The organism is Bradyrhizobium sp. CIR18 (assembly GCF_014198295.1).
GTDB lineage: Bacteria > Pseudomonadota > Alphaproteobacteria > Rhizobiales > Xanthobacteraceae > Bradyrhizobium.
In genome coordinates this window covers 1278806-1299644 of record NZ_JACIHF010000001.1, presented here as the reverse complement: position 1 = coordinate 1299644, position 20839 = coordinate 1278806, and the positions used below count along the sequence as shown (strand labels likewise).

The window sequence follows — 20839 nt, the reverse complement described above, 5'->3', positions numbered from 1 at the left end:
TTGGGGACTGCCATGAATGCCGCGAAGAAAGTGTCGGGAAAACCGGCCGCCGAAATGTTCGACGACATCCCGGTGCTTCAGCGCAAATGGCGTGCCGCGCTGAAGCCGGGCGATCGGCTGCCGCGCTATGAGGACGTGATGCTCGGCAGTCTCGGACGGCTCGCCGATCACATCGCGCTATTGAGGAACGACGGCACGCTCGAACTGTCACGCAGCGGACGCTACGTGCAAAAATGGCTCGGCGAGGAGCGTTGGGATATCCCCGTCGCCGAATTGTCGCCGGATTGCGCCACCGCGCTGTCGGAAGCGGCGACGAGCGCGCTTGCCAATGGACGACCCTATCAGGCCAGCGCGCATTGCGTGCGCGACGGCATGGTCCGGACCTACGATGTGCTGGCGCTGCCGACGGCCTCGCGCTGGGGCGCCACGCTGGTCGGCGCCTACATCAACGAGCGCGGCACCCAGTACAATCTGCTGGACGCGATCTTCGCCTCGACCGACGACGCGGTGATCTCGCTGGCGACGCTGCGCGATGCCGGCGGCAAGCCGTCCGATCTCCAGGTCGTGCACCACAACAACAGCGCAAGTGCGCTGCTGAATGTAGCGACCGGAAACCTGTTGTGGCGGCGGATCGGCGAGGGCAACACGCTGCTGGCCTCGCCCGAGATCATGGACTTTTTGCTCAAGGCCGTCGCGGGCGGCCGCGGCGAGCAGCTCGAGATCGAAAGCGACGGACGTCATCTCCGGCTCAGCGCAACGGCCTTCGCCGACGTGGTCTCGTTGACGATCTCCGATGTCACGGCGTTGAAGCGGCGCGACGCCTCGTTCCGCCTGCTGTTCGACAGCAACCCGATGCCGATGTGGGTGTTCGACGCGCAGACCAAGGAATTCCTTGGCGTCAACGACGCCGCGGTCCAGCATTACGGCTACAGCCGCGCCACCTTCCTGCGCATGAAGCTGCACGAGATCTGGCCGGAGGACGAGTGGGACAGCCACGCCGAGGCGCTGGAGCGCGTGGGGGAGGCCTACCACTCCTCGCGCAACTGGCGGCATTTGCGCGCCGACGGCAGCGAGATCGAGGTGCTCACCTTCGGCCGCCGCGTCGCCTTCGACGATCGCGACGGCTATCTGGTCGCGGTGGTCGACATCACCGAACGGCGCAAGGCGGAGGCGCGCATCGCGCACATGGCCCACCATGACGGCCTCACCGACCTGCCGAACCGCGAATATTTCCAGGAGCGGCTGAAGCAGGCGCTGGAGCAGGCGGCGGGAAGACGGGTCGGCGTGCTCTACATCGATCTCGACCTGTTCAAGAACATCAACGATTCCTTCGGTCATCCCGTCGGCGACCGCCTGCTCAAGGACGTCGCCGAGCGCCTGACCCTTGCCGTCCGCGGCGGCAATCTGGCGGCGCGGCTCGGCGGCGACGAATTCGCGGTGATCCTTGCCGCCGACGTCTCGCCGAACGAGGCCAGCGCCTGCGCTGGCCTGCTGATCGACATGCTGAAGGCGCCCTATGACCTCGACGGCCAGAAGATGGTGATCGGTGCCAGCATCGGCATCGCGCTGTCGCCCGGCGACGGCGCGACGCCGGAAGAGCTGATGCGCAATGCCGACATGGCGTTGTACCGGGCGAAGTCCGACGGCGGCGGCGTGCATCATTTCTTCGAGCGCGAGATGGACCTGCAGGCGCAGAAGCGCCGCGACATGGAGCTCGATCTGCGGCGTGCGTTCGCCAATGGCGAGTTCGAGCTGCACTATCAGCCGCTGGTGTCGATCGCCTCCGATCGCATCTCCGGCTTCGAGTCGCTGCTGCGCTGGCGTCATCCGGACAAGGGCATGATCTCGCCGGCGGAGTTCATCCCGGTCGCCGAGGACATCGGCCTCATCACCCAGTTAGGGGAGTGGGTGCTGCGCGAAGCCTGCGCCGAGGCCGTCAAATGGCCTGCCGACGTCAAGGTCGCGGTCAATCTGTCGCCGGCGCAATTCCGCAGCCGCAACCTGGTGCAAATCGTGATCTCGGCGCTGGCGCAGTCCGGCCTGTCGCCGCGGCGGCTCGAGCTCGAAATCACCGAGTCGATCTTCCTGGCCGAGACCGACGCCAATCTCGCCATCCTGCACCAGCTCCGCGAGCTCGGCGTCAGCATCTCCATGGATGATTTCGGCACCGGCTATTCCAGCCTGAGCTATCTCAGGAGCTTCCCGTTCGACAAGATCAAGATCGACCGCTCGTTCGTCAAGGATCTGGCGCAGCGGCCCGATTGCAGCGCGATCGTGCGCGCGATCTCCGGGCTCGGCCGCAGCCTCAACATCACCACGACCGCCGAAGGCGTCGAGACCGAGGATCAGCTCGACTGGCTGCGCGCCGAGGGCTGCAACGAGGTGCAGGGCTTTCTGTTCAGTGCGGCGCGGCCTGCGGCCGAGATCGCAAAGCTGCTCGCCGATTTCGGTCAGCGCGCCTCACGGGCGGCGTAGTCTCTCGGGGTAGCAGTCGTAGACCAGCGCCTTGAAGGCGGGCGTGACGCGGCTGCGCTCGTTCTGGGTCTGCTGCATCATGAGGTAGACCATGTCGAGCTTGGGATCGACGCCGAAATAGGTGCCGCTCCCAGAGTCCCATTTCAGCTCGCCGAGCGAGCCCGGCGGCGGCGGTTTGGCGTTGCCGGGATCGGTCCGCACCGCAAGGCCGTAGCCATAGCCGAAGCCGTCACCCGGGAAATAGAAATAATCGCGTCCGACGCCGGAGCCGGGTCCGATGTGATCGGTCGTCATGGCCTTGAACGCGGCAGGGCTGAGATAGCGCTTGCCCTCGAATTCGCCGCCGTTGAGCAGCATCTGCGAGAAGCGCTGATAGTCGGTGATGGTCGAGAGCAGGCCGCCGCCGCCGGATTGCCATTCGGGATGATCGAGGCGGTCGCGCTCGGCGGCGAGCAGGATGAAATCGTTCGGCAGCGGCCGCGCCATCCGCGCGAGCTCGTCCTCGGTCGCCAGCGTGAATTTGGTGCTGCTCATGCCGAGCGGGTCGAAGATGCGCTGTTTCAGGAACTGATACAGCGTCTGGCCCGAGATGATCTCGATGACGCTGCCGAGCACGTCGGTGGAATGGCCGTAGCGCCACAGCGTTCCCGGCTGCCGCGCCAGCGGCAGCTTGGCGATGCGGTCGGCGAATTCCCTGTTGTTGAATTGGCCTTCGAAGATGTTGGCGGCCTTGTAGGCCTGCTCGACCCATTTGCCGCCGATATAATCGTAGCTGATGCCCGAAGTGTGCCGCAGCAAGTCCTCGATGTTGACGGGGCGGACCGGCGGCACGAGATCGAGCTCCAGCTTGCCGTCGGGCAGGGTGACCTCGAGACCGACCTTGGTGTCGGCAAACAGGGGAACGTATTTCGACACGGGGTCGGTGAGCGCCAGCTTGCCTTCGTCGATCAGCATCATCGCGCCAAGGCAGGTGATCGGCTTGGTCATCGAGTGGATCGCGAAGATCGTATCCGGCGTCATCGCAAGACTGGTCCTGACGTCGCGCAGGCCAAACGTCTTCAGATAGACCGGCTTGCCGTGCTGCTGCACCAGGATCACGGCCCCCGGCAGCCGGCCGCTTCCCACCTCGTCGTTGAAATACGCCGTGATGCGGTCGAGCCCGTCGGGCGACGGGGCGGGGATGTCGGCGGCCCGGCTTCGCGCCATCGTGCCGGCCAGCAGCGCGGCCCCGACCAGAAAATCACGACGCTTCATCCCGGCTTCCTCCCTGGCCGGGATCAAAGCCGCAAGACGCCAGAGGCGTCAACAAGCCTTCGATTAAAAACGCGTCACGATTTCCGAAAGGAACGGCCGCGGACGGTCTTCGCTCGGCTTGGTCGGCGTGCCCACGTGGATGAAGCCGGCGAGCTTTTCGTCCGGCTTGAGGCCGAGGCCATCGAGCACCTCGCGATCGAACGAGAACCAGCCGGTCAGCCAGCAGGCGCCGTAGCCGAGCGCGGTCGCGGCCGTGACGATGTTCATGGCGCTGGCGCCGGCCGACAATTCCTGCTCGAACGCCGGCACCTTCGGGTGCGGCCTGGTGAAGCTGACGATGCCGATCACCAGCGGCGCGTCGGTGAGGCGTTTGCGCTCAATCTCGACGTCGGCGGCGGGCGCGCCGGGATTTTTCCGGGCAAACACCTTCGCGATCACCTCGCCGGCGCGCTGGCGGGCGTCGCCCTCGAAGATGATGAAGCGCCAGGGCGCCAGCTTGCCATGGTCGGGCACACGGGCGCCGATGGTGAGGATGGTCTCGAGCTCGGCCGCGGAGGGGCCAGGCCCGGTCATCTCGCGCGGCTTGACCGAGCGGCGGGTCTTCAGGAGTTCGATGGCGTCGGGCACTGGGAGATCCTCTTCAACTGGTCGTCGGGCGTGCCATGCGGAGATAAGCATGCACGCCCGCAACCGGAAGCGAGTTTAGATCGATTTCAGGGATTAGACCGCGCCCCGCACCCGCTTGACGTCGGGCGGGGTTGCCTCGTCGACCAGGGCGGCGATCGCCTCCTCGGTCGTCATCACCTTCTGGCCGTCGCTGCCGAGGCGGCGGACCGAGACCGAATGCGTCTCGGCCTCCTTCTTGCCGACCACGAGCAGGGCGGGGATCTTGGCCAGCGAGTGCTCGCGGACCTTGTAGTTGATCTTTTCGTTGCGCAGGTCGATCTCGACCCGAAGCCCGGCGCGGCGTGCCTGCTCCATCACCACCTTGGCGTACTCGTCGCCTTCCGAGGTGATGGTGGTGACCACCGCCTGCACCGGCGACAGCCAGAGCGGGAAGTTGCCGGCATAGTGCTCGATCAGGATGCCGATATAGCGCTCCATCGAGCCGCAGATCGCCCGGTGCACCATGACAGGCGGCTTCTTGCCGCCGTCATGGTCGATGTAGAAAGCGCCGAACCGCTCCGGCAGGTTGAAGTCGACCTGCGTGGTGCCGCACTGCCAGTCGCGGCCGATGGCATCGCGGAGGACATATTCGAACTTCGGCCCGTAGAAGGCGCCTTCGCCCGGGTTGATCTCGGTCTTGATGTGATTGTTCTGCGACTGGATCTCGCGCAGCACGGTGGCCATCACGCGTTCGGCGTGATCCCACATCTCGTCGGTGCCGACGCGCTTGTCCGGCCGCGTCGACAGCTTCACCGTGAGATCGCCGGTGAAGCCGAAATCGGCATAGGTGGACAGGATGAGCTCGTTGATCTTCAGGCACTCTTCGGCGAGCTGGTCCTCAGTGCAGAAGATGTGCGCGTCGTCCTGGGTGAAACCGCGCACGCGCATCAGGCCGTGCATGGCGCCGGAGGGCTCATAGCGATGCACCACGCCGAACTCGGCGAGGCGCAAGGGCAGGTCGCGGTAGCTCTTCAGGCCGTGCTTGAAGATCTGCACGTGACCCGGGCAGTTCATCGGCTTGAGCGCAAACCAGCGCTTGTCCTCTGCCTCGTCGCCGGCCGACTGCGCCGCGAACATGTTCTCGCGGTACCAGCCCCAATGGCCCGAGGTCTCCCACAGCACCTTGTCGAGGATCTGCGGCGCGTTGACCTCGCTGTAGTCGCCGGTCAGGCGCCGACGCATATAGGCGATCAGCTGCTGGAAGATGGTCCAGCCCTTCGGGTGCCAGAACACGACGCCCGGACCTTCCTCCTGGAAATGGAAGAGGTCGAGCTCGCGCCCGAGCTTGCGATGGTCGCGCTTCTCGGCTTCCTCGATCTGCTTGAGATAAGCGTCGAGGTCCTCCTGCTTGGCGAAGGCCGTGCCGTAGATGCGGGTCAGCATCGGGTTGTTGCTGTCGCCGCGCCAGTAGGCGCCGGCCACCTTCATCAGCTTGAAGGCGTTGCCGACCTTGCCGGTCGAGGTCATGTGCGGGCCGCGGCACAGATCGAACCAGTCGCCCTGATAGTAGATCTTGATCGGCTCGGTGCCGGGAATGGCGTCGACCAGCTCGACCTTGAAGGCCTCGCCCTTGTCGCGGAACACCTGCTTGGTCTTCTCGCGGTCCCAGACTTCCTTGGTGAAGGGTTTGTCGCGCGCGATGATCTCGCGCATCTTCTTCTCGATCGCGGCAAAGTCTTCCGGCGTGAACGGCTCGTTGCGGAAGAAGTCGTAGTAGAAGCCGTTCTCGATCACGGGACCGATGGTGACCTGCGTGCCCGGCCACAGCGTCTGCACGGCCTCAGCCAGCACGTGGGCGCAATCGTGGCGGATCAATTCGAGCGCGCGCGGATCGTCGCGGCTGATCAGCTCGAGCTTGGCGTCGGCCTCGATGGGATCGTTGAGGTCGGCGACGACGCCGTCGAGCGCCATCGCGACCGTGCGCTTGGCCAGCGACGGCGAGATGCCCTTGGCGATATCGAGGCCGGTGATGCTTTGGTCGTATTGACGCTGGGCGCCGTCCGGAAAGGTGAGGGTAACTTTGGCGGCGGGGGTCACGGGCTTCAGATTGCTGAGGGAATATTGGAAGCCGGATTCGGACTTCGGCTGGTCCTTGGACTGGTCAGTCATTGCTTTTCTCCTGAGGCTCACTCCTGCGAACGAGCGCAGGTAAGCGGGAACGAGCGATATATCAGGCGATTCGGCCTGCGCAATCCGGCAATTCCAAGAAAATCGGCGCATAAAACGGGCGTGCGCACGAACTATTTCGCACCGGCCCTTTAACTGGCCCGGCGGCTGCTCTACATGCACTTGCATGGAAAATGCACGCGCCCCGCGTTTCGCGCCAACCGCCTTGATGCTCGGCAATCTCGTCACCGGCTGCTCGGTGCTGGCGCCGGCGGGCATGCTGCCGGAGTTGGCGACGGGGCTCGACGTCAGCATTCACGCGGCCGGGCTCCTCATCACCTTCGGCGCGATCACGCTGTGCATCGGCTCGCCGCTGACGGCCTGGCTGACAAGCCGCATCGAACGGCGGACGCTGCTCACGACGACGCTGGCGGTGCTCGCCTTCGGCAATCTCGGCTCGGCCTTTGCACCCGATTACACCAGCCTCCTCGCCATCCGTCTCGTGATGCTCGCGGTCGGTGCGCTCTACACGCCGCAGGCCGCCGGCACGGCGGCGTTGATCGTGCCGGTGGAGCGGCGGGGCAGTACCATCGCCTATATCTTCCTCGGCTGGTCGCTGGCTGCCGCCGTTGGCCTTCCGCTGATCACCTTCATCGCCAGCCGCTATGGCTGGCGCGCAGCCTATGGCGAGATCGGCGCGCTCGGCTGCATCAGTTTCCTCTTGTTGCTGCTGCATCTGCCGGCAGGCCTGAAAGGCGCGCCGGTGGACCTGAAGACCTGGCGCGAGGTCGGCCGCAACAGCACAATTCTGCTGCTGCTGGCGATCACCATGCTGCAAATGTCGGGGCAGTTCGTGGTGTTCACCTTCATGGGCCCGTTGCTCAAGAAGCTCACCGGTGCCGGTCCCGATGCGGTCGGCATGGTGTTCGCGCTTTACGGCGTCTGCGGCTTCCTCGGCGTCGTCATCGCCACCCGCATCGTCGACACCTCGGGCCCCTATCGGACCTCGCTGCTGTTCACCTGCCTGCTGCTTGCGGGCATCACGGGCTGGGCGCTCGGCGCCGGCACGCTAGCCTTCATGACGGTCGGGGTCGCGATCTGGGGCCTCGGCTTTGCCTCGACCAATTCGATGCAGCAGGTGCGGCTGGTCGCGGCCGCGCCACGGCTGGCGTCGGCGACTGTCGCGCTCAATACGTCCGTCCTCTATATCGGCCAGGCGGTTGGCTCCGCCGTCGGCGGGCTGCTGTTCGCCCGCGAACTCCTGCATGCGCTCGGCTTCGTCGCGGTCGGTTTCGTCGTGCTGGCGCTGATCCTGGTGGTCCTGACCCGGCGCCGGCCTGCGGCCGCAACGGCCTGAATCCCGCGGCTTCGTGTACGCAATGTGCTTGGCAAACCGCGCGCGGGAGCGCTAGAACGCCGGTCATGGGGACCAAAGAGAGTTGACTGAAATGAGGATGATTCTGGCGGTTGCCGCGGTGCTCTATTCAGCCTCCGCGTTTGCGCAAGCCGACAAGCCACCGATGGTGGGGGACAAGCCCTTGGTGCAGGTCAAGCCCAAGGGGACGAAGGAGGCAGCGGCCAAGCCGGCCGCAGCGGCGAAGGGCAAGCCGCAATCGATCGCGGCCCGGCTCCAGGCCTGCCTCGAGCTCGACGACGGCACCAAGGACCGCCTCAATTGCTACGACGCGGTGATCGCGCCGGCGCCGAAGCCGAAGCCGGCGAAGGCCAAGGGCTACGCCGATTGCCGCTTCTTCAAGGAAGAGGACGAGCGGCTGGCCTGCTTCAACGGCTTTGCCGAGAGCATTCCGAAGCTGCCCAAGAGCTAGTACTGACAAGAGCTGATCGTAGACGAGCTGAAGCTCAGTCGCTGATCCGGCTCAGCACGGCCCGGAAGGCAACGCCCGGCGCCTGCAGCGCGTTGCCCTCGAATTCGGCGTTGTCGCCGTCCTCCCGGCCGGCGAGCGCCAGCGTGATCCGGTCGGTGCCGAACAGAGCCTTGAAGGAGGGGTCGTCGTTGTAGCGCTGGGTCGAGATCTTGACCTTGATGCTGTCGCCTTCGCCCGTATAGGTGCCGATGAAGGCGAAAGCGGAATTGCCCCCTCGCATCTTGCCATCCATCACATAGACGACGCCGCAGCCCGTTCCATGAACGGTATGGAAGTCGACCTTGTACAATCCCTGACGCACTGCCTGTCCCCACCGAATTCCAATCGCAAACTGGCCGGCAAACTATGAGCCTTGCTGGCGGAAGCAATCCGGTGGCACCCGGGGATGTCGGCCATCAACATTACATTTTGATCAGAGCCTGAGGGAATTGCAGGCAATGCAGCCGGACACCGGCTGGACCAACATCCAAACCTATCGGCTCGATGCGCCGGAACTGGTGGCGGCCACGCGGGTCAGCGCCAGCGCCGGCGTCGCCGACATCTTCACCAGCACATCCTTGAGTGGATCCCGCGTCCAGGCGCGGGTGACGTAGTCGCGATGGGTGATGCCCTCGCCGGTCTCGACGAACACCACGCTGCCGGGACGCAAGGGGCCGTCCATGTCCTCTGCGACGCTGATGCCCTTCTGCCGGAGCATGCTCATCAGCTCGCGATCGCGCCGCGCGGTGTGGCGGGTGTAGGCGCTGACGAAGAAGCCGGAACGGTGGTTCTCGATCCAGGACGCGAACTTGTCCATCTCGCCATAGACGGCGTCGAGCAGCACGACGCCGCGGACGCGGTCGCTGATGCCGCCGACCTCGAGGCTCCAGGCCGTCGGCAGGAAGCCGCCGCTGTAGCCGACGATCACGATCGGCATGTTGGCGAAGGCGCGGGCGCTGTTGGGATCGCCGGTGACGCGGGCGAGGTGGTCGGCCGATTCCGCCATGAAGCGCTTGAAGCCGCCAGGTTGCCAGAACTTGCCGGCGCTGGAATCGGCGGCATCGACGGCCATCTGCGGGGCGAGCAGCACGGCATTGGCGCCGGAATCGGTGATCTGCTTCGGCACCAGCTGGCGATCCCGCACGTCGCGTTCGAGCGTTGCGCCATTGCCGTGGAAGAACACCACGATCACGCCGGGCTTGCGGACGTCGAAATGCTCGGGCACGTGCATCAGCACGCGGCTGTCATTGTAGGTCTCGTCCTGCCAGAACACGCGACCGGAATAGCTGCGATGGCCGCGGCGGTCGCCCTTGGCGACGTTGAGGAACGGCGCGTCGGAGGCGGGGTTGTTGCCGAAATAGGGGAAGGCCGACGACTTCATGCTGACGAGCGTCGTCAGGTCGTCGCGGGGCGAACGCTTGTAGGGGACCTGCGGCTCGAGCGAAGCAACCTTGTAGGGGGCCTGCTCCGGGGGCGATTGCTGCACGGCCCGTTTCGGCGAGAAGTCCGACATCTGCCGCTGCAGAAAACTCTCGCTCGCCGAGGGGAAGCGCTCCCCGAATTGCGGGGCGGGGAAGCGATCCTCGAACGTGTCGCCGCTCGCGACTTGCTGATTTGTCTTCGCAACGACCTGAACATTGGCCTGCGAATTCGCCGCGAGGGCCGCCGGATTGGGCGCCTTGCCGCATTGAACCAGTGTCAGCGAAAGCGGCACCAAGGCTGAGATCAGGCCGACCCGGAGCGCATGACCGCGCGCACCGGACGACGTCCGGTCGGCACGCATGTCAGCTCTCAATTTCGGAACGGCCCCGACCATCCACCCATGACCCCAAAGTCACGTCCATCGGCGTATTAAGAGACAATTGAGCCGACCGGCGTTTAGGTGACGTTAAGCGTCCGGAGAACTTCCCCACATCCGGAACGCTCAAAAGGACCATGCAATCGTGTCCTGATTGTGGGGGAGGGGGACGGGCTTTCCCGGGGGCTGGCGCAGCTTTAGCGCTTGGGAGCAGAATAAGCGGTGTTCAATTACCTGCTTCCGTCGCCTCATTTAGCCCTTGTTAACCCTGCTTGAATTGACTGGGCCAACCTGCACGATGCGCCCATGAGGCACGACGCCTGAGGTTAAGGACCCCGATGACGGCATCAAATGCGGGAACCGCGCCCTGGACTGGCCGGCTGACCGGAAGCGGGCCCGGGGTCTCAGTTCTGGTCGCAACCGCCATCGTCGTGGCCGACATGATCGGGGTCGGCGTCTTCACCAGCCTCGGCTTCCAGGTCAAGGACATCCCGTCCGGCTTCTCGATCCTGCTGCTGTGGACCGTCGGCGGCATCGTCGCGCTGTGCGGGGTGTTCGCCTACAGCGAACTCGGGGCGATGTTTCCGCGCTCGAGCGGCGAGTACAATTTCCTCGGTCGCGCCTATCATCCCGCCTTCGGCTTTCTCGCCGGCTGGGTGTCGGCGACGGTCGGCTTCGCAGCGCCGGTCGCGCTCGCCGCGATGGCGTTCGGCGAATATGCCAAATCGGTCGTGCCCGATCTGCCGCCGATCCCGCTCGCCATCGCCGTGGTGTGGCTGGTCTCGCTCGTGCAACTGACCGGCGTCAGGCACTCCTCGACCTTCCAGCTGATCGCGACGATCATCAAGGTCGCGCTGATCGTCGCCTTCCTGGTCGCCGGCTTCGTCATCGCTGCCCCGCAACCGATCACCTTCGCGCCGCAGCCGGGCGATCTCGCCCACATCGTCAGCGCGCCGTTTGCGATCGGGCTGGTCTTCGTGATGTATTCGTTCTCGGGCTGGAACGCCGCGACCTACATCATCGGCGAGATGAACATGCCGCAGCGGAATCTGCCGCGCGCGCTGCTGGCGGGCACGCTGATCGTGCTCGTGCTGTACGTCGCGCTGAATGCAGTGTTTCTCCATTCGACGCCCGTCGGTGCGCTTGCCGGTCAGCTCGATGTCGCCAGCGTTGCCGGTAGCGCCATCTTCGGCAGCCTCGGCGGTCGGATCGTCGGCGCGATGATCTGCGTTGGCCTGATCTCCTCGATCAGCGCGATGATGTGGATCGGCCCGCGCGTGATGATGACGATGGGGGAGGACATTCCCGCCTTACGCGTGTTCTCGAAGCGATCGGCGAGCGGCGCACCGGCCTATGCGATCCTGTTTCAGCTCGCCGTCGCCAATCTGCTGCTGTTCACGCGCAGCTTCGAGGCGGTGCTCGACTTCATCCAGTTCGCACTGTTGTTCTGCTCGTTCTTCACGGTCGCCGGCGTCATCAAGCTGCGCATCACCGATCCCGATTTGCCGAGGCCCTATCGCGCCTGGGGATACCCGTTCACGCCCCTGGTTTTCCTGCTCGTGACCGCGTTCATGATGTACTACCTGTTGACCGAGCGGCCGCTGCAGTCGCTCGCGGGGATGCTCGTCATGCTCTCGGGCCTAGTGATTTATGCTGTTTTCCGCAGGCGGCCGGTCGCCGCTGGCAATTCACACGATCGCGCATAGACATGTTTCGTCCCCTCAGAATTGCGGCCACAGCTCTTGCCCTGCTGGCCGCGGCCGTCTCGTCCGCCCGCGCCGCCGACGCCACCTTCGATGACACCGCGCGCTTCCTCGCGGGCATGCAGCCCTCGGCGGACTCGCCACTGGTGGCGCTCACGAAGGACCCAGGCTGGCAGCGCCACGCAAAATTCTTCGACGGCGCCTTCGCCCAGCTCGAACAGCGCCAGCTCTCCAAGATCCGCGATTGGGCCGACGTCAATCTCGCCGCGCCCCGGCCGACCATGTTCTACATGTTCAGCGGCCCCGATTTCCTCTACGCCAACGCCTTCTATTCCAAGGCCAGCAACTACGTGCTCGGCGCGCTGGAACCGGTCGGCGCCGTGCCCGATTTGACCCGGCTGCCGCGCGGCGCGGTCGGCGCGGCGCTCTACAATGTCGAGCGCTCGCTCGGCTCGATCCTGAGCTTTTCCTTCTTCATCACCAAGCAGATGAAGGTCGACCTGCACGCCAACCAGGTCAACGGCACCTTGCCGATCCTTTATGTTTTCCTGGCGCGCTCCGGCAAGACCATCCGCAACGTCGAGATGATCGCGCTCGACGACAAGGGGGGCTTGCGTGTCGGCGACGACAATCCGGGCCGTAACGCGACGCGCGGCGTTCGCATCACCTTCGCCGGCAGCGACGGGGAAACGCGCACGCTGTATTATTTCTCGACCGATCTTTCCAATTCCGGCGCGCGCAACACCGGATTCTTGAAATTCTGCGAGACGCTCGGACCCGGCAACAGCCTGCTCAAGAGCGCGTCCTATCTCATGCACTCCGGAAACTTCACCGTCGTTCGCGACTGGTTGCTTGCCAACAGCGCCACCATCATCCAGGACGATTCCGGGATTCCGCTTGCGAACTACGGCGCGCGGCAATGGCGTTTCTTCCCGTTCGGCCGCTATCTCGGGCCGATCGACGAATTCCCCGGCCGCTACCAGGAGCGCTATTCCGAGTTGTTTACCCGGGCCCAGCCGATCGATTTCGGCGTCGGCTACCGCTGGCGGATGCACGAATCCAATTTGCTGCTGGCGGTGAGGGTGCCGGGCATCGAAACGGCACCGGGCGGGGAGGCCACCTCGTCGGCCGATCCGACGCCGAAACCGCCGCGTCCAAAACGGCTGCGGCCGCCCGAGCCGATCCCGCCGCCGCCCGGGCGCTTTTACTGGTTCCGATAATCACCAGTGCACGCTCTGGCTCGGCACGATGAACGCAGTCGTGCTCGGCGCGGTGGCTAAACTCGTCGCCAGATACCAGCCGGAGCCAAGCACGAGCGCCAGCAAGGCGACGATCGCGAGCAGGTCCAAGGTTCTGGGGTCGTGGTGCCGCCTGGAGCCGGGGGTGGGCCCAGGCCTGAAGTGAGAAAGCCCGAAGTGAAAAGGCCTAAAGTGAAGATGAGGGCTGATTTTCCAGCGCATTGTTGTTTCCTCCCGGGGGAGCATCAAAACAACGCGGGAAGAACCCTTACGGTTCCCCTCAGGCCACCGATGCTCAGAGCATCGCAGCACTCTCAGGATGCATTGACGCCGCGCCAACGGCCGTAGCGCCAGGGCAGATACCAGTGTGCGCCTGGCGGTGCGGTGAGCGGTACATTGTCGATGCCCGACGTGCCGAACGGATTGCAGCGGAGCAGGCGCGCGAGCGTCATCCAGCCGCCGGCCCAGAGACCGAAGCGTTCGATCGCCTCGTCGCCATAGACGGAGCAGGTCGGCAGATGCCGGCAATTGTAACCAACCAGGGGCGACAGCGTGTGCCGGTAGAGCCAGATCAGCGCACGGCCGAATCTGCGCGGGAGCCGGAGCACACCTTCGACCGGATTGGAACAATGCTCGCAGGCTGAATGCTTCATGGGCGCTTTGCTGCGATGTTGATCGAGGTGTTGCACAGTTCCGGCGCAGGGAACTGTAAGCTGTTGTTTGCGCGCCATATTTTGCGTGCTTTTTGGGAGCAGTGCAGCAAGTACCTGTGGACGATCTGTATTCCCACGGATACCATTTTTGTGACGTCCATGTGTAGAAACATACGCCTGTATGATGGACTCAGAGGGCGCTACCAAGGATTGTTGGGGACCTTAGGGGCTTGGGGAAGGAACCAGATTGAGACTTCTGAACTCCCTTAATCTTCGCGGCTGGTTGCTGGTGGGAACCGCCGTCTGTGGAGTCGTGCTGGCTGGCGCCGTCGCGACACTCGGGTCATCGGCTCGCGCGGGTGTTGCTCTCGAAGAGCGCAAGCTGCCGATGAAGTTCAACTGGATTGCCTGCGAGCCGAACTGCCGCGGCTGGGTCAGCGCGGTCGGCATCATCACCGCTGACACACCGAAGGATTTCGAGGAGTTTTCCCGCGGACGCCAGCTCGGCGGCGCCACCGTGGTGCTCGATTCCAGCGGCGGTTCCGTCAACGACGCGATCACCCTCGGCCGACGTTTCCGCAATCTCGGACTCCTGACCACGGTCGGCGTAAGTCTCCGCGGCGGGCAGTCTGGCCGCCCGGCGGTTGCGCCAGAGGCCTATTGCGAATCCATGTGCGTGTTCCTGCTGCTGGCCGGCAAGAAGCGCTACGTGCCGGAAGCTGCCCATGTCCGCGTCCATCAGATCTGGATGGGCGACCGCGCCGACGATGCGAAGGCGGCGAGCTACAGCGCTCAGGACCTGATGATCGTCGAACGCGACATCGGCCGGCTCGCCAAATACACCTTCGACATGGGCGGAGCCGGCGATCTGCTGTCGCTCGCGCTCAGTGTGCCGCCCTGGGAAGACCTGCATGAGCTGGACGCCGGCGAACTCAAGCTCACCAATCTCGTGACGACCGATCTCGTCGCCGACGTGCTGCCGCATGTGGACATCTCCGCGCCGGCAATGGCCGAGCTTGCGCCGAAGACGCAGGCGAGGTTCGGCGCGGAACCGGAGCAGTCGCAAGCTGCCAAGTCGACCAAGACGGCGGAAGCCCTGGTGCCGACCGGTGGCGTGGCCGCGCCGGCTCCGGCGACGCAGAAGTAAGCTCTGAAATCTTGATCATGATTCCGGGTTCGTCGCTTGGCGACGCCCCGGAATGACCTGGGGAAGTTCAGCCCTGCGCCGCAGCCGGCTGCTTGGCCTTGGCTTCGATCTGGCCAATGGCGTCGACCACCGCATCGAAGGTCAGGAGCGTCGAGGCGTGCCGCGCCTTGTAGTCGCGGACCGGCTCGAGGAACTTGATCTCCTCCCATTTGCCTTCAGGAGGCGCACCGTTCTCCTTCAGCATCTTGCGAACAGTTTCGCGTAACTCACGGAGTTCGCTCGCAGTCGAGCCGACGATGCGACTTGCCATGATGGATGAGGAGGCTTGTCCGAGCGCGCAGGCCTTCACGTCATGGGCGAAGTCGGTGACCCTGTCGCCCTCCATCTTGAGATCGACCTTCACGGTCGAGCCGCACAGCTTGGAGTGGGCGGTGGCGGAGGCATCGGGGTCGGGCAGCCGTCCGAGGCGCGGAATATTCCCGGCCAATTCGATGATCCGCTTGTTGTAGATGTCGTTCAGCATGTGATGGGGTCCAGCACTTCCGCATCGGATCGGCCTTGGCGGGCGCCGTCCACGGTCCTATATAGGGTCGGAACTGGCGGAAAAACAGTCCAGCGGCGGTGGCGACAGGCCATGCGGCCGACGGGAGAGGTGAGGACCTTTTCGCCGGGTTCAACTGTTCTCTTCAGGCGTCCGGCGGCATGCCGCCCCGTCTGCCGGTGACACTCCGGCCGAAAGGCCGTCGAACGGAGTAGACATGGACGCGACCATCAAATCCATCCGCCCCAACAAGCCCTCCGACCGGCAGCCCGAGAGCCGCCCGGCCGAGCTTGACCCTGCCGAATTCCTCGCGGCCGCCGTCCGCGCCGATCAGCCGCGCCCGGCGCGTGCCGAGGCCGAACAGGCGGTGAAGACGTTGCTCGCCTATATCGGCGAGAACACCGAGCGAGAGGGCCTGCTCGACACGCCGCGCCGCGTGGTCGAGGCTTTCGACGAGCTCTATCAGGGCTATCACCAATGCCCGGCCGAAGTGCTCGACCGCACCTTTGGCGAGACCGCGGGCTATGACGATTTCGTCCTGGTGCGCGACATCGAGTTCACCTCGCAATGCGAGCACCACATGATGCCGTTCTACGGCAGGGCGCACATCGCCTATACGCCGGTGGAACGTGTTGTCGGCCTGTCCAAGCTCGCCCGCCTCACCGACATCTTCGCCCGCAGGCTCCAGACCCAGGAGCATCTGACGGCGCAGATCGCGGCTGCAATCGACGAGGTCCTCAAGCCGCGCGGCGTTGCGGTGCTGATCGAGGCCGAACATACCTGCATGTCGGTGCGCGGCGTCGCCAAGCATGGCGCCTCCACCTTCACCAGCCGCTTCACCGGCATGTTCCGCGACAATCCGGCGGAGCAGGCCCGTTTCCTGTCCCTGGTGCGAGGCCTGCAGCGCTGACCTCGCAAAGCTCTGTTGTTTGAGCATGATCTTTTCGGAAAACCGCTTCACACTTTTCCGGATCATGCTCTAGCGAGGTCGCTGTGTCCGCCCACTCCCATGAGATCGAGGAAGGCCTGTCCTTCCTGCCCAAGTTCGACGCGAGCGGCCTCGTGACCTGCGTCGCGACCGACGTCGCCTCCGGTGACGTGCTCATGGTCGCGCACATGAACGAGGAGGCGCTGCGCAAGACGATCGCGACCGGCGAGGCCTGGTACTTCAGCCGCTCGCGCAATGCCTTGTGGCGAAAAGGTGAGACCTCGGGGCAGACCCAGCGCGTGATCGAGATGCGCACCGATTGCGACCAGGACGCAGTCTGGATCCGTGTCGAGCAGATCGGCGCGGCCTGCCACACCGGGCGAAGGTCGTGCTTTTATCGCAAGGTCGAGGGTGAATCGGGCGGCGCCAGGCTCGTCTTCGCCGATGCGGAGCGGCTGTTCGATCCGGACGCGGTCTACAAGAAATGACTTCCGTCATTCCGGGGCGGCTCAAAGAGCCGAACCCGGAAATCTCGAGATTCTCAGGTGCGCAACTGCGCGCCATAGTTCGCGCTGCGCGCGCCCCGGAATGACTCGGAGAGGGGGCGCCCCCCGAATTAACCCCGCATTAACCATACCTGTCCCACGGTGAGACGACGGGCGCCGAATTGCCGGCGCTGCTCAACGCCGCGCGGGGCGGGCACCTCATCATGTCGGTCGACAATTCCAGTGCCACGCAGACGGCGGTTCTCGATCCGTCGCGGGCGCGCGTCGCCGGTGCGATCAAGCAGGCCTCGAATGTTTCAGGCGTCAGCTTCCAGTACATGCTGACCACCGCCAAGATGGAATCGGATTTCGATCCGACGGCGGGTGCAACGACGTCATCCGCGCACGGGCTCTACCAGTTCATCGACCAGACCTGGCTCGGCACGGTGAAGGAGGCCGGCCCCCAGCTCGGCTATGGCAATTATGCCAACGCGATCTCCAGGACGACGTCGGGCGGCTACGCCGTCGACGATCCCGCGATGAAGCGGTCGATCATGAAGCTGCGCGACGATCCCGAGGCCGCCTCCAGCATGGCGGCGGCGCTGACGCAGTCGAACAGTTTCAAGTTGACGGGCCTGCTCGGGCGCAGGCCGAGCGACAGCGAACTCTACATGGCGCATTTCATGGGCGTCGGTGGCGCCGCAAAGCTGATCGCCAATGCCGAGGACAATCCGCAAGCGGTCGGCGCGCGGCTGTTTCCCAATGCGGCATCTGCCAACCGCTCGATCTTCTACGCCAGGGACGGCCGCGCCCGCAGCGTCTCCGAAGTCTATTCGGTGCTGGACGCACGCTACGCCAGCGCGGCCAATTCGAGGACGACCCGCAGCGCGATGGCGATGTATGGCGGCACGCCGTCGACCACGGAGGTTGCGAGCGCGAGCGGCGTGCAGCCCACCGCGCCTGTTATCGACAACGCCGCCTATCTCCAGACCTTCCCGAACACACGCGCGGTGACGCCCGTCAGTGCGACATCGCCGACGACGGTCGCGGACAATGCCCCGACCACGCCGGTGTTTCGTTCGATCTATCAGCCCGGCGATGCCACGCAGCCGGTCTCGACCACAGTGCAGAAATTGTGGGGCAACAACGCCTCGCTCACGTCGGTCGCACCAGCGACCTCAGTTGCATCCGCGACGCCGGATGTGCGTCCGCCGCAGCCGCTCGATCTGTTCAGCGATCGCAGCGGCACGTTCTCGAGCTGACCCCGCTCTCGTGTCCCGGACGCGCTGCAGCGCCTCTGTTCCCTTAACAAAACGTCAATAAAACCAGCCAGTTATGGTGAACGCTTTGTTAAGCGTCGTGGTTTATTTTGTGTTGCAGGTGACGAGCCGTCACCATTTTCGTTTGTTGTGTAAGCCGGAAGCAGCATGATTGTTCGGCAGTTTATCAATTGGATCAGGACGGCGCCCGCCGGCGAGCGGGCCGAGGCAACACGGGCGTTGGCCCGGGCCTGGCTGATATCAGATCTTTCGACCGACGACCGCCTCGCCGCCGAAGGCGCGCTTCTGATGCAGCTCGACGATCCCTCGCCGCTGGTGCGGCAGGCGATGGCCGAGGCTTTTGCGCGCAGCACGGATGCGCCGGCCTCGATCGTGCGGGCGCTGTCGGCGGACCAGCCGACCGTCGCGCTGCCCGTGCTCGAACATTCCCCGCTGCTGATCGATGCCGATCTCGTCGACATCGTCGCGACCGGCAATGACGAGGTGCAATGCGCGGTCGCACGCCGCATCGCGCTGCCGGTCTCGGTCTGCGCCGCCATCGCCGAAGTCGGCTGCGCGGCGGCCGCGCTGGAGCTGATCGAAAATCCCAACGCCGAGCTTGCACCATTCTCCTGGGACCGCATCGTCGAGCGCCACGGCCATCTCGCCGCGATCCGCGAGGCGATGCTGGTGCTGGACGATCTGCCGTCCGCAACGCGTGCCGCGCTGGTGGCGAAGCTCTCCGAGACGCTGGCGCAATTCGTCGTGGCGCGGAACTGGCTCAGCGCCGACCGCGCCGAACGCATCGCGCTCGAGGCGCGCGACCGTTCCACCATGAACATCGCATCGCGCTCGCGCGGCGAGGACATGCAGGGCCTGGTGCGGCACCTGCGCATCACCGGCCAGCTCACGGCAGGCCTCATCTTGCGCGCGCTGTTGTCGAGCAATCTCGATTTGTTCGACGCGGCGCTGGCCGAGCTCGCCGACCTGCCGCTGGCGCGCGTCACCGCGCTGCTGCACGACCGCGGCGGCAACAGCCTGCACGCGCTGCTGCGCCGCGCCGGGCTTCCCGAGGCGACGTTCGCGGCGTTCCAGGTCGCGCTCGATGCCTGCCACGAGCAGGGCTTCGTCGACAGCGACGACGGAGCGGTGCGGCTGCGTCGGCGCATGGTCGAGCGCGTGCTCACCCATTGCGAGACCGACCGCGGCGTCACCGAGCCGCTGATGGTCCTGCTCCGCCGCTTCGCCACGGAGTCCGCGCGGGAGGAAGCAAGGCTGTTCTGCGACGAGCTGGTCGCGGATGATACGATCGATCCGCTGTATGGCGATCTGATTGCCGCGTAGCGAGCTGCCGTAGGGTGGGCAAAGGCGCACAGCGCCATGCCCACGACCTATCAGTATGATTCGAGATGAATCGTGGGCACGCTTCGCTTTGCCCACCCTACGATGCTGCCCGTGTGGATGGAGCAGCCTCCCACGAGATGAAAAAGACGGGCCTTTACTCCGCCGGCGCTATGCTCGGCGCGAGGATCACCTCGAGATGCTCGGGGCGGTCGCGGTTGACCTGGGTGAGATAATCGTCGGCGACCTTGCGCAGGCGGCGGCTGAGCTCGGCGGAGACGCTGATGCTGTCGAGCCTGGTGTTCTCGTGCACGATGGCGAGGATGGCGTTGATGTGGTGCGTGAACAATTCGGCCGGCACCTTTTCCAGATCAGGCGCATGCTCGATGACGCGGCACAGGCTCTCGGCGATTCCGGCTGCGGCTGGATAGCCGAAGGTCGCGGCGTCGCCCTTGATGTCATGCGCGGCGCGGAACAGCTCGTCGCGCCGCTCCTTGGTGAAGCCGTCATTGCGGATGGCGACATAGGCGGCCGACAGACGGTTGACCTCGGTCGTCATCCAATCCTTGAACTCGCCGGACAGGCCCGCGAGCGCCTGCTCGGCGCGGCCGATCGGATCGTCCATGTCCTTGCCTTCGACCCGGCGCAGGACTTTCCGCAGCGGGTTGGGCTGCGTGATGATTTGATGCGTGGCGAAGGCCGTGACCTCGATGTCCTTTGCGCTGTTCTTCGCCATGATGCCTGCCTCGTCTGAAGGCGTTGCGCTAGATGGATGAGCGGGCCTTGTCGAGCAGCGAGGGCTGCTGGAGCACCTCGTGCTTCTCGCCTACGCGGCGCTCGGGACCCATATAGGCGGAATTGGTGTTGCGGCGCCGGTCCGGCCCGAAATAGGTCTTGGTCTTGATGAAGGGGCGGGGATTGGCGACCACGTTGAGGATGCGCTGATAGAGCCCCTTGGCCGAGATCGGCTTGGCCAGGAATTCGGTGACGCCGGCATCGCGCGCCACGGTGACGCGGCGCTTCTCGGAATGGCCGGTCAGCATGATGATCGGCGCGTAGGGGTTGCCCTTGGATTCCGGCTGCCGGATCATCTGCGCCAGCTCGAGCCCGTCGAAGATCGGCATGGCCCAGTCGGTGATGACGATGTCAGGCACGTAATGGCTGTACATTTCCAGCGCGGTAGCGCCGTCCTCGGCCTCATAGACCTCGCGCGCGCCGAAGGAATGCAGCAGCGTCCGCAGGATGCGGCGCATGTGCGGATTGTCGTCGCAGACGAGGAAGCGCAGCTTGTTGAAGTCGATACGGAACATGACGCCCGGGCCAAAGCGGTCAACCTTCGTTAACCATATCGTGGCGAGGGTTAACGAAGGGTTGCGACCG

The 20839-nt window shown here is 64.9% G+C and carries 20 protein-coding genes; 10 read left to right on the top strand and 10 right to left on the bottom strand.

Translation table 11 applies throughout. The features are described from left to right. The first annotated feature begins 12 nt into the window (after positions 1–12). Entirely contained in the window at positions 13–2475 is a 2463-nt protein-coding gene (locus GGD65_RS06440) for a bifunctional diguanylate cyclase/phosphodiesterase (RefSeq protein WP_183234685.1), read from the top strand. Here the strand turns inward: GGD65_RS06440 and GGD65_RS06435 are convergent. The 3 genes from GGD65_RS06435 to thrS form a co-directional block, all read right to left on the bottom strand. After that, complete coding sequence (locus GGD65_RS06435) at positions 2461–3729, bottom strand: serine hydrolase (protein ID WP_183234684.1); 1269 nt, start codon at positions 3727–3729, stop codon at positions 2461–2463. The two genes, GGD65_RS06440 and GGD65_RS06435, sit on opposite strands and share 15 nt — an antisense overlap. A 63-nt stretch (positions 3730–3792) precedes the next feature. Next, complete coding sequence (locus GGD65_RS06430; RefSeq protein WP_018322150.1) at positions 3793–4356, bottom strand: nitroreductase; 564 nt, start codon at positions 4354–4356, stop codon at positions 3793–3795. A 93-nt stretch (positions 4357–4449) separates the two neighbouring features. Continuing rightward, complete coding sequence (gene thrS / locus GGD65_RS06425; protein ID WP_018322151.1) at positions 4450–6504, bottom strand: threonine--tRNA ligase; 2055 nt, start codon at positions 6502–6504, stop codon at positions 4450–4452. A gap of 184 nt (positions 6505–6688) precedes the next feature. On the opposite strand from thrS, the gene GGD65_RS06420 reads away from it, so the two are divergent. Both GGD65_RS06420 and GGD65_RS06415 read left to right on the top strand, forming a co-directional pair. Beyond that, a complete protein-coding gene (locus GGD65_RS06420) occupies positions 6689–7858 on the top strand; it encodes an MFS transporter (RefSeq protein ID WP_183234683.1) in 1170 nt (389 codons plus the stop codon). A 91-nt stretch (positions 7859–7949) separates the two neighbouring features. Further along, positions 7950–8327 carry a hypothetical protein gene (locus tag GGD65_RS06415; protein WP_018322153.1) on the top strand — a complete coding sequence of 126 codons (378 nt, stop codon included), beginning with the start codon at positions 7950–7952 and terminating at the stop codon, positions 8325–8327. 34 nt (positions 8328–8361) lie between these two features. Here the strand turns inward: GGD65_RS06415 and GGD65_RS06410 are convergent, their stop codons facing one another. Further along, positions 8362–8688, bottom strand: coding sequence for a GrlR family regulatory protein (locus tag GGD65_RS06410; protein WP_038950525.1), 327 nt, complete (start codon positions 8686–8688; stop codon positions 8362–8364). A 171-nt stretch (positions 8689–8859) separates the two neighbouring features. After that, complete coding sequence (locus GGD65_RS06405; RefSeq protein ID WP_246783199.1) at positions 8860–10149, bottom strand: alpha/beta hydrolase; 1290 nt, start codon at positions 10147–10149, stop codon at positions 8860–8862. A gap of 353 nt (positions 10150–10502) precedes the next feature. On the opposite strand from GGD65_RS06405, the gene GGD65_RS06400 reads away from it, so the two are divergent. Continuing rightward, a complete protein-coding gene (locus GGD65_RS06400) occupies positions 10503–11870 on the top strand; it encodes an APC family permease (protein ID WP_183234682.1) in 1368 nt (455 codons plus the stop codon). Between the two features lie 2 nt (positions 11871–11872). After that, on the top strand, positions 11873–13087 hold the full coding sequence (locus tag GGD65_RS06395; protein ID WP_183234681.1) for a hypothetical protein: 1215 nt from the start codon (positions 11873–11875) through the stop codon (positions 13085–13087). Here the strand turns inward: GGD65_RS06395 and GGD65_RS41080 are convergent, their stop codons facing one another. Further along, positions 13088–13327 (bottom strand): hypothetical protein, encoded by a 240-nt coding sequence (locus GGD65_RS41080; RefSeq protein ID WP_026202694.1) that lies wholly within the window; start codon positions 13325–13327, stop codon positions 13088–13090. 92 nt (positions 13328–13419) lie between these two features. Beyond that, positions 13420–13758: a membrane protein insertion efficiency factor YidD gene (gene yidD / locus GGD65_RS06385; RefSeq protein ID WP_026202695.1), complete on the bottom strand. Its 339-nt coding sequence runs from the start codon at positions 13756–13758 to the stop codon at positions 13420–13422. A gap of 247 nt (positions 13759–14005) precedes the next feature. On the opposite strand from yidD, the gene GGD65_RS06380 reads away from it, so the two are divergent. Beyond that, positions 14006–14905, top strand: a complete 900-nt coding sequence (locus tag GGD65_RS06380; protein WP_179734357.1) for a hypothetical protein — start codon at positions 14006–14008, stop codon at positions 14903–14905. Between the two features lie 67 nt (positions 14906–14972). On the opposite strand, the gene GGD65_RS06375 is transcribed toward GGD65_RS06380, so the two are convergent. Further along, positions 14973–15428 carry an iron-sulfur cluster assembly scaffold protein gene (locus GGD65_RS06375; protein WP_018322160.1) on the bottom strand — a complete coding sequence of 152 codons (456 nt, stop codon included), beginning with the start codon at positions 15426–15428 and terminating at the stop codon, positions 14973–14975. 235 nt (positions 15429–15663) lie between these two features. Here GGD65_RS06375 and folE point away from each other — a divergent pair, with 235 nt between their 5' ends. The 4 genes from folE (at position 15664) to GGD65_RS06355 (ending at position 19462) form a co-directional block, all read left to right on the top strand. Beyond that, positions 15664–16356: a GTP cyclohydrolase I FolE gene (gene folE / locus GGD65_RS06370; protein ID WP_018322161.1), complete on the top strand. Its 693-nt coding sequence runs from the start codon at positions 15664–15666 to the stop codon at positions 16354–16356. 83 nt (positions 16357–16439) lie between these two features. Beyond that, positions 16440–16862 carry a phosphoribosyl-AMP cyclohydrolase gene (gene hisI, locus GGD65_RS06365; protein WP_183234680.1) on the top strand — a complete coding sequence of 141 codons (423 nt, stop codon included), beginning with the start codon at positions 16440–16442 and terminating at the stop codon, positions 16860–16862. Positions 16863–17041: 179 nt separating this feature from the next. After that, complete coding sequence (locus GGD65_RS06360; protein WP_183234679.1) at positions 17042–18121, top strand: lytic transglycosylase domain-containing protein; 1080 nt, start codon at positions 17042–17044, stop codon at positions 18119–18121. Positions 18122–18286: 165 nt separating this feature from the next. Next, positions 18287–19462, top strand: coding sequence for a DUF2336 domain-containing protein (locus tag GGD65_RS06355; protein ID WP_092260354.1), 1176 nt, complete (start codon positions 18287–18289; stop codon positions 19460–19462). Positions 19463–19616: 154 nt separating this feature from the next. Here the strand turns inward: GGD65_RS06355 and GGD65_RS06350 are convergent, their stop codons facing one another. Together GGD65_RS06350 and GGD65_RS06345 are read right to left on the bottom strand one after the other, a co-directional pair. Next, entirely contained in the window at positions 19617–20195 is a 579-nt protein-coding gene (locus GGD65_RS06350; RefSeq protein ID WP_183234678.1) for an Hpt domain-containing protein, read from the bottom strand. A 28-nt stretch (positions 20196–20223) separates the two neighbouring features. Next, positions 20224–20769 (bottom strand): response regulator, encoded by a 546-nt coding sequence (locus GGD65_RS06345; protein ID WP_008549760.1) that lies wholly within the window; start codon positions 20767–20769, stop codon positions 20224–20226. Positions 20770–20839 lie beyond the last annotated feature (70 nt).

What these genes read in the sequence shown, in the direction of transcription:
- GGD65_RS06440 (WP_183234685.1), top strand. Translation starts at nt 13, where the DNA reads ATGAATGCCGCGAAGAAAGTGTCGGGAAAACCGGCCGCCGAAATGTTC.
- GGD65_RS06435 (WP_183234684.1), bottom strand. Translation starts at nt 3,729, where the DNA reads ATGAAGCGTCGTGATTTTCTGGTCGGGGCCGCGCTGCTGGCCGGCACG.
- thrS (WP_018322151.1), bottom strand. Translation starts at nt 6,504, where the DNA reads ATGACTGACCAGTCCAAGGACCAGCCGAAGTCCGAATCCGGCTTCCAA.
- GGD65_RS06420 (WP_183234683.1), top strand. Translation starts at nt 6,689, where the DNA reads ATGGAAAATGCACGCGCCCCGCGTTTCGCGCCAACCGCCTTGATGCTC.
- GGD65_RS06415 (WP_018322153.1), top strand. Translation starts at nt 7,950, where the DNA reads ATGAGGATGATTCTGGCGGTTGCCGCGGTGCTCTATTCAGCCTCCGCG.
- GGD65_RS06405 (WP_246783199.1), bottom strand. Translation starts at nt 10,149, where the DNA reads ATGCGTGCCGACCGGACGTCGTCCGGTGCGCGCGGTCATGCGCTCCGG.
- GGD65_RS06400 (WP_183234682.1), top strand. Translation starts at nt 10,503, where the DNA reads ATGACGGCATCAAATGCGGGAACCGCGCCCTGGACTGGCCGGCTGACC.
- GGD65_RS06395 (WP_183234681.1), top strand. Translation starts at nt 11,873, where the DNA reads ATGTTTCGTCCCCTCAGAATTGCGGCCACAGCTCTTGCCCTGCTGGCC.
- GGD65_RS41080 (WP_026202694.1), bottom strand. Translation starts at nt 13,327, where the DNA reads ATGCGCTGGAAAATCAGCCCTCATCTTCACTTTAGGCCTTTTCACTTC.
- yidD (WP_026202695.1), bottom strand. Translation starts at nt 13,758, where the DNA reads ATGAAGCATTCAGCCTGCGAGCATTGTTCCAATCCGGTCGAAGGTGTG.
- GGD65_RS06375 (WP_018322160.1), bottom strand. Translation starts at nt 15,428, where the DNA reads ATGCTGAACGACATCTACAACAAGCGGATCATCGAATTGGCCGGGAAT.
- folE (WP_018322161.1), top strand. Translation starts at nt 15,664, where the DNA reads ATGGACGCGACCATCAAATCCATCCGCCCCAACAAGCCCTCCGACCGG.
- GGD65_RS06355 (WP_092260354.1), top strand. Translation starts at nt 18,287, where the DNA reads ATGATTGTTCGGCAGTTTATCAATTGGATCAGGACGGCGCCCGCCGGC.
- GGD65_RS06350 (WP_183234678.1), bottom strand. Translation starts at nt 20,195, where the DNA reads ATGGCGAAGAACAGCGCAAAGGACATCGAGGTCACGGCCTTCGCCACG.
- GGD65_RS06345 (WP_008549760.1), bottom strand. Translation starts at nt 20,769, where the DNA reads ATGTTCCGTATCGACTTCAACAAGCTGCGCTTCCTCGTCTGCGACGAC.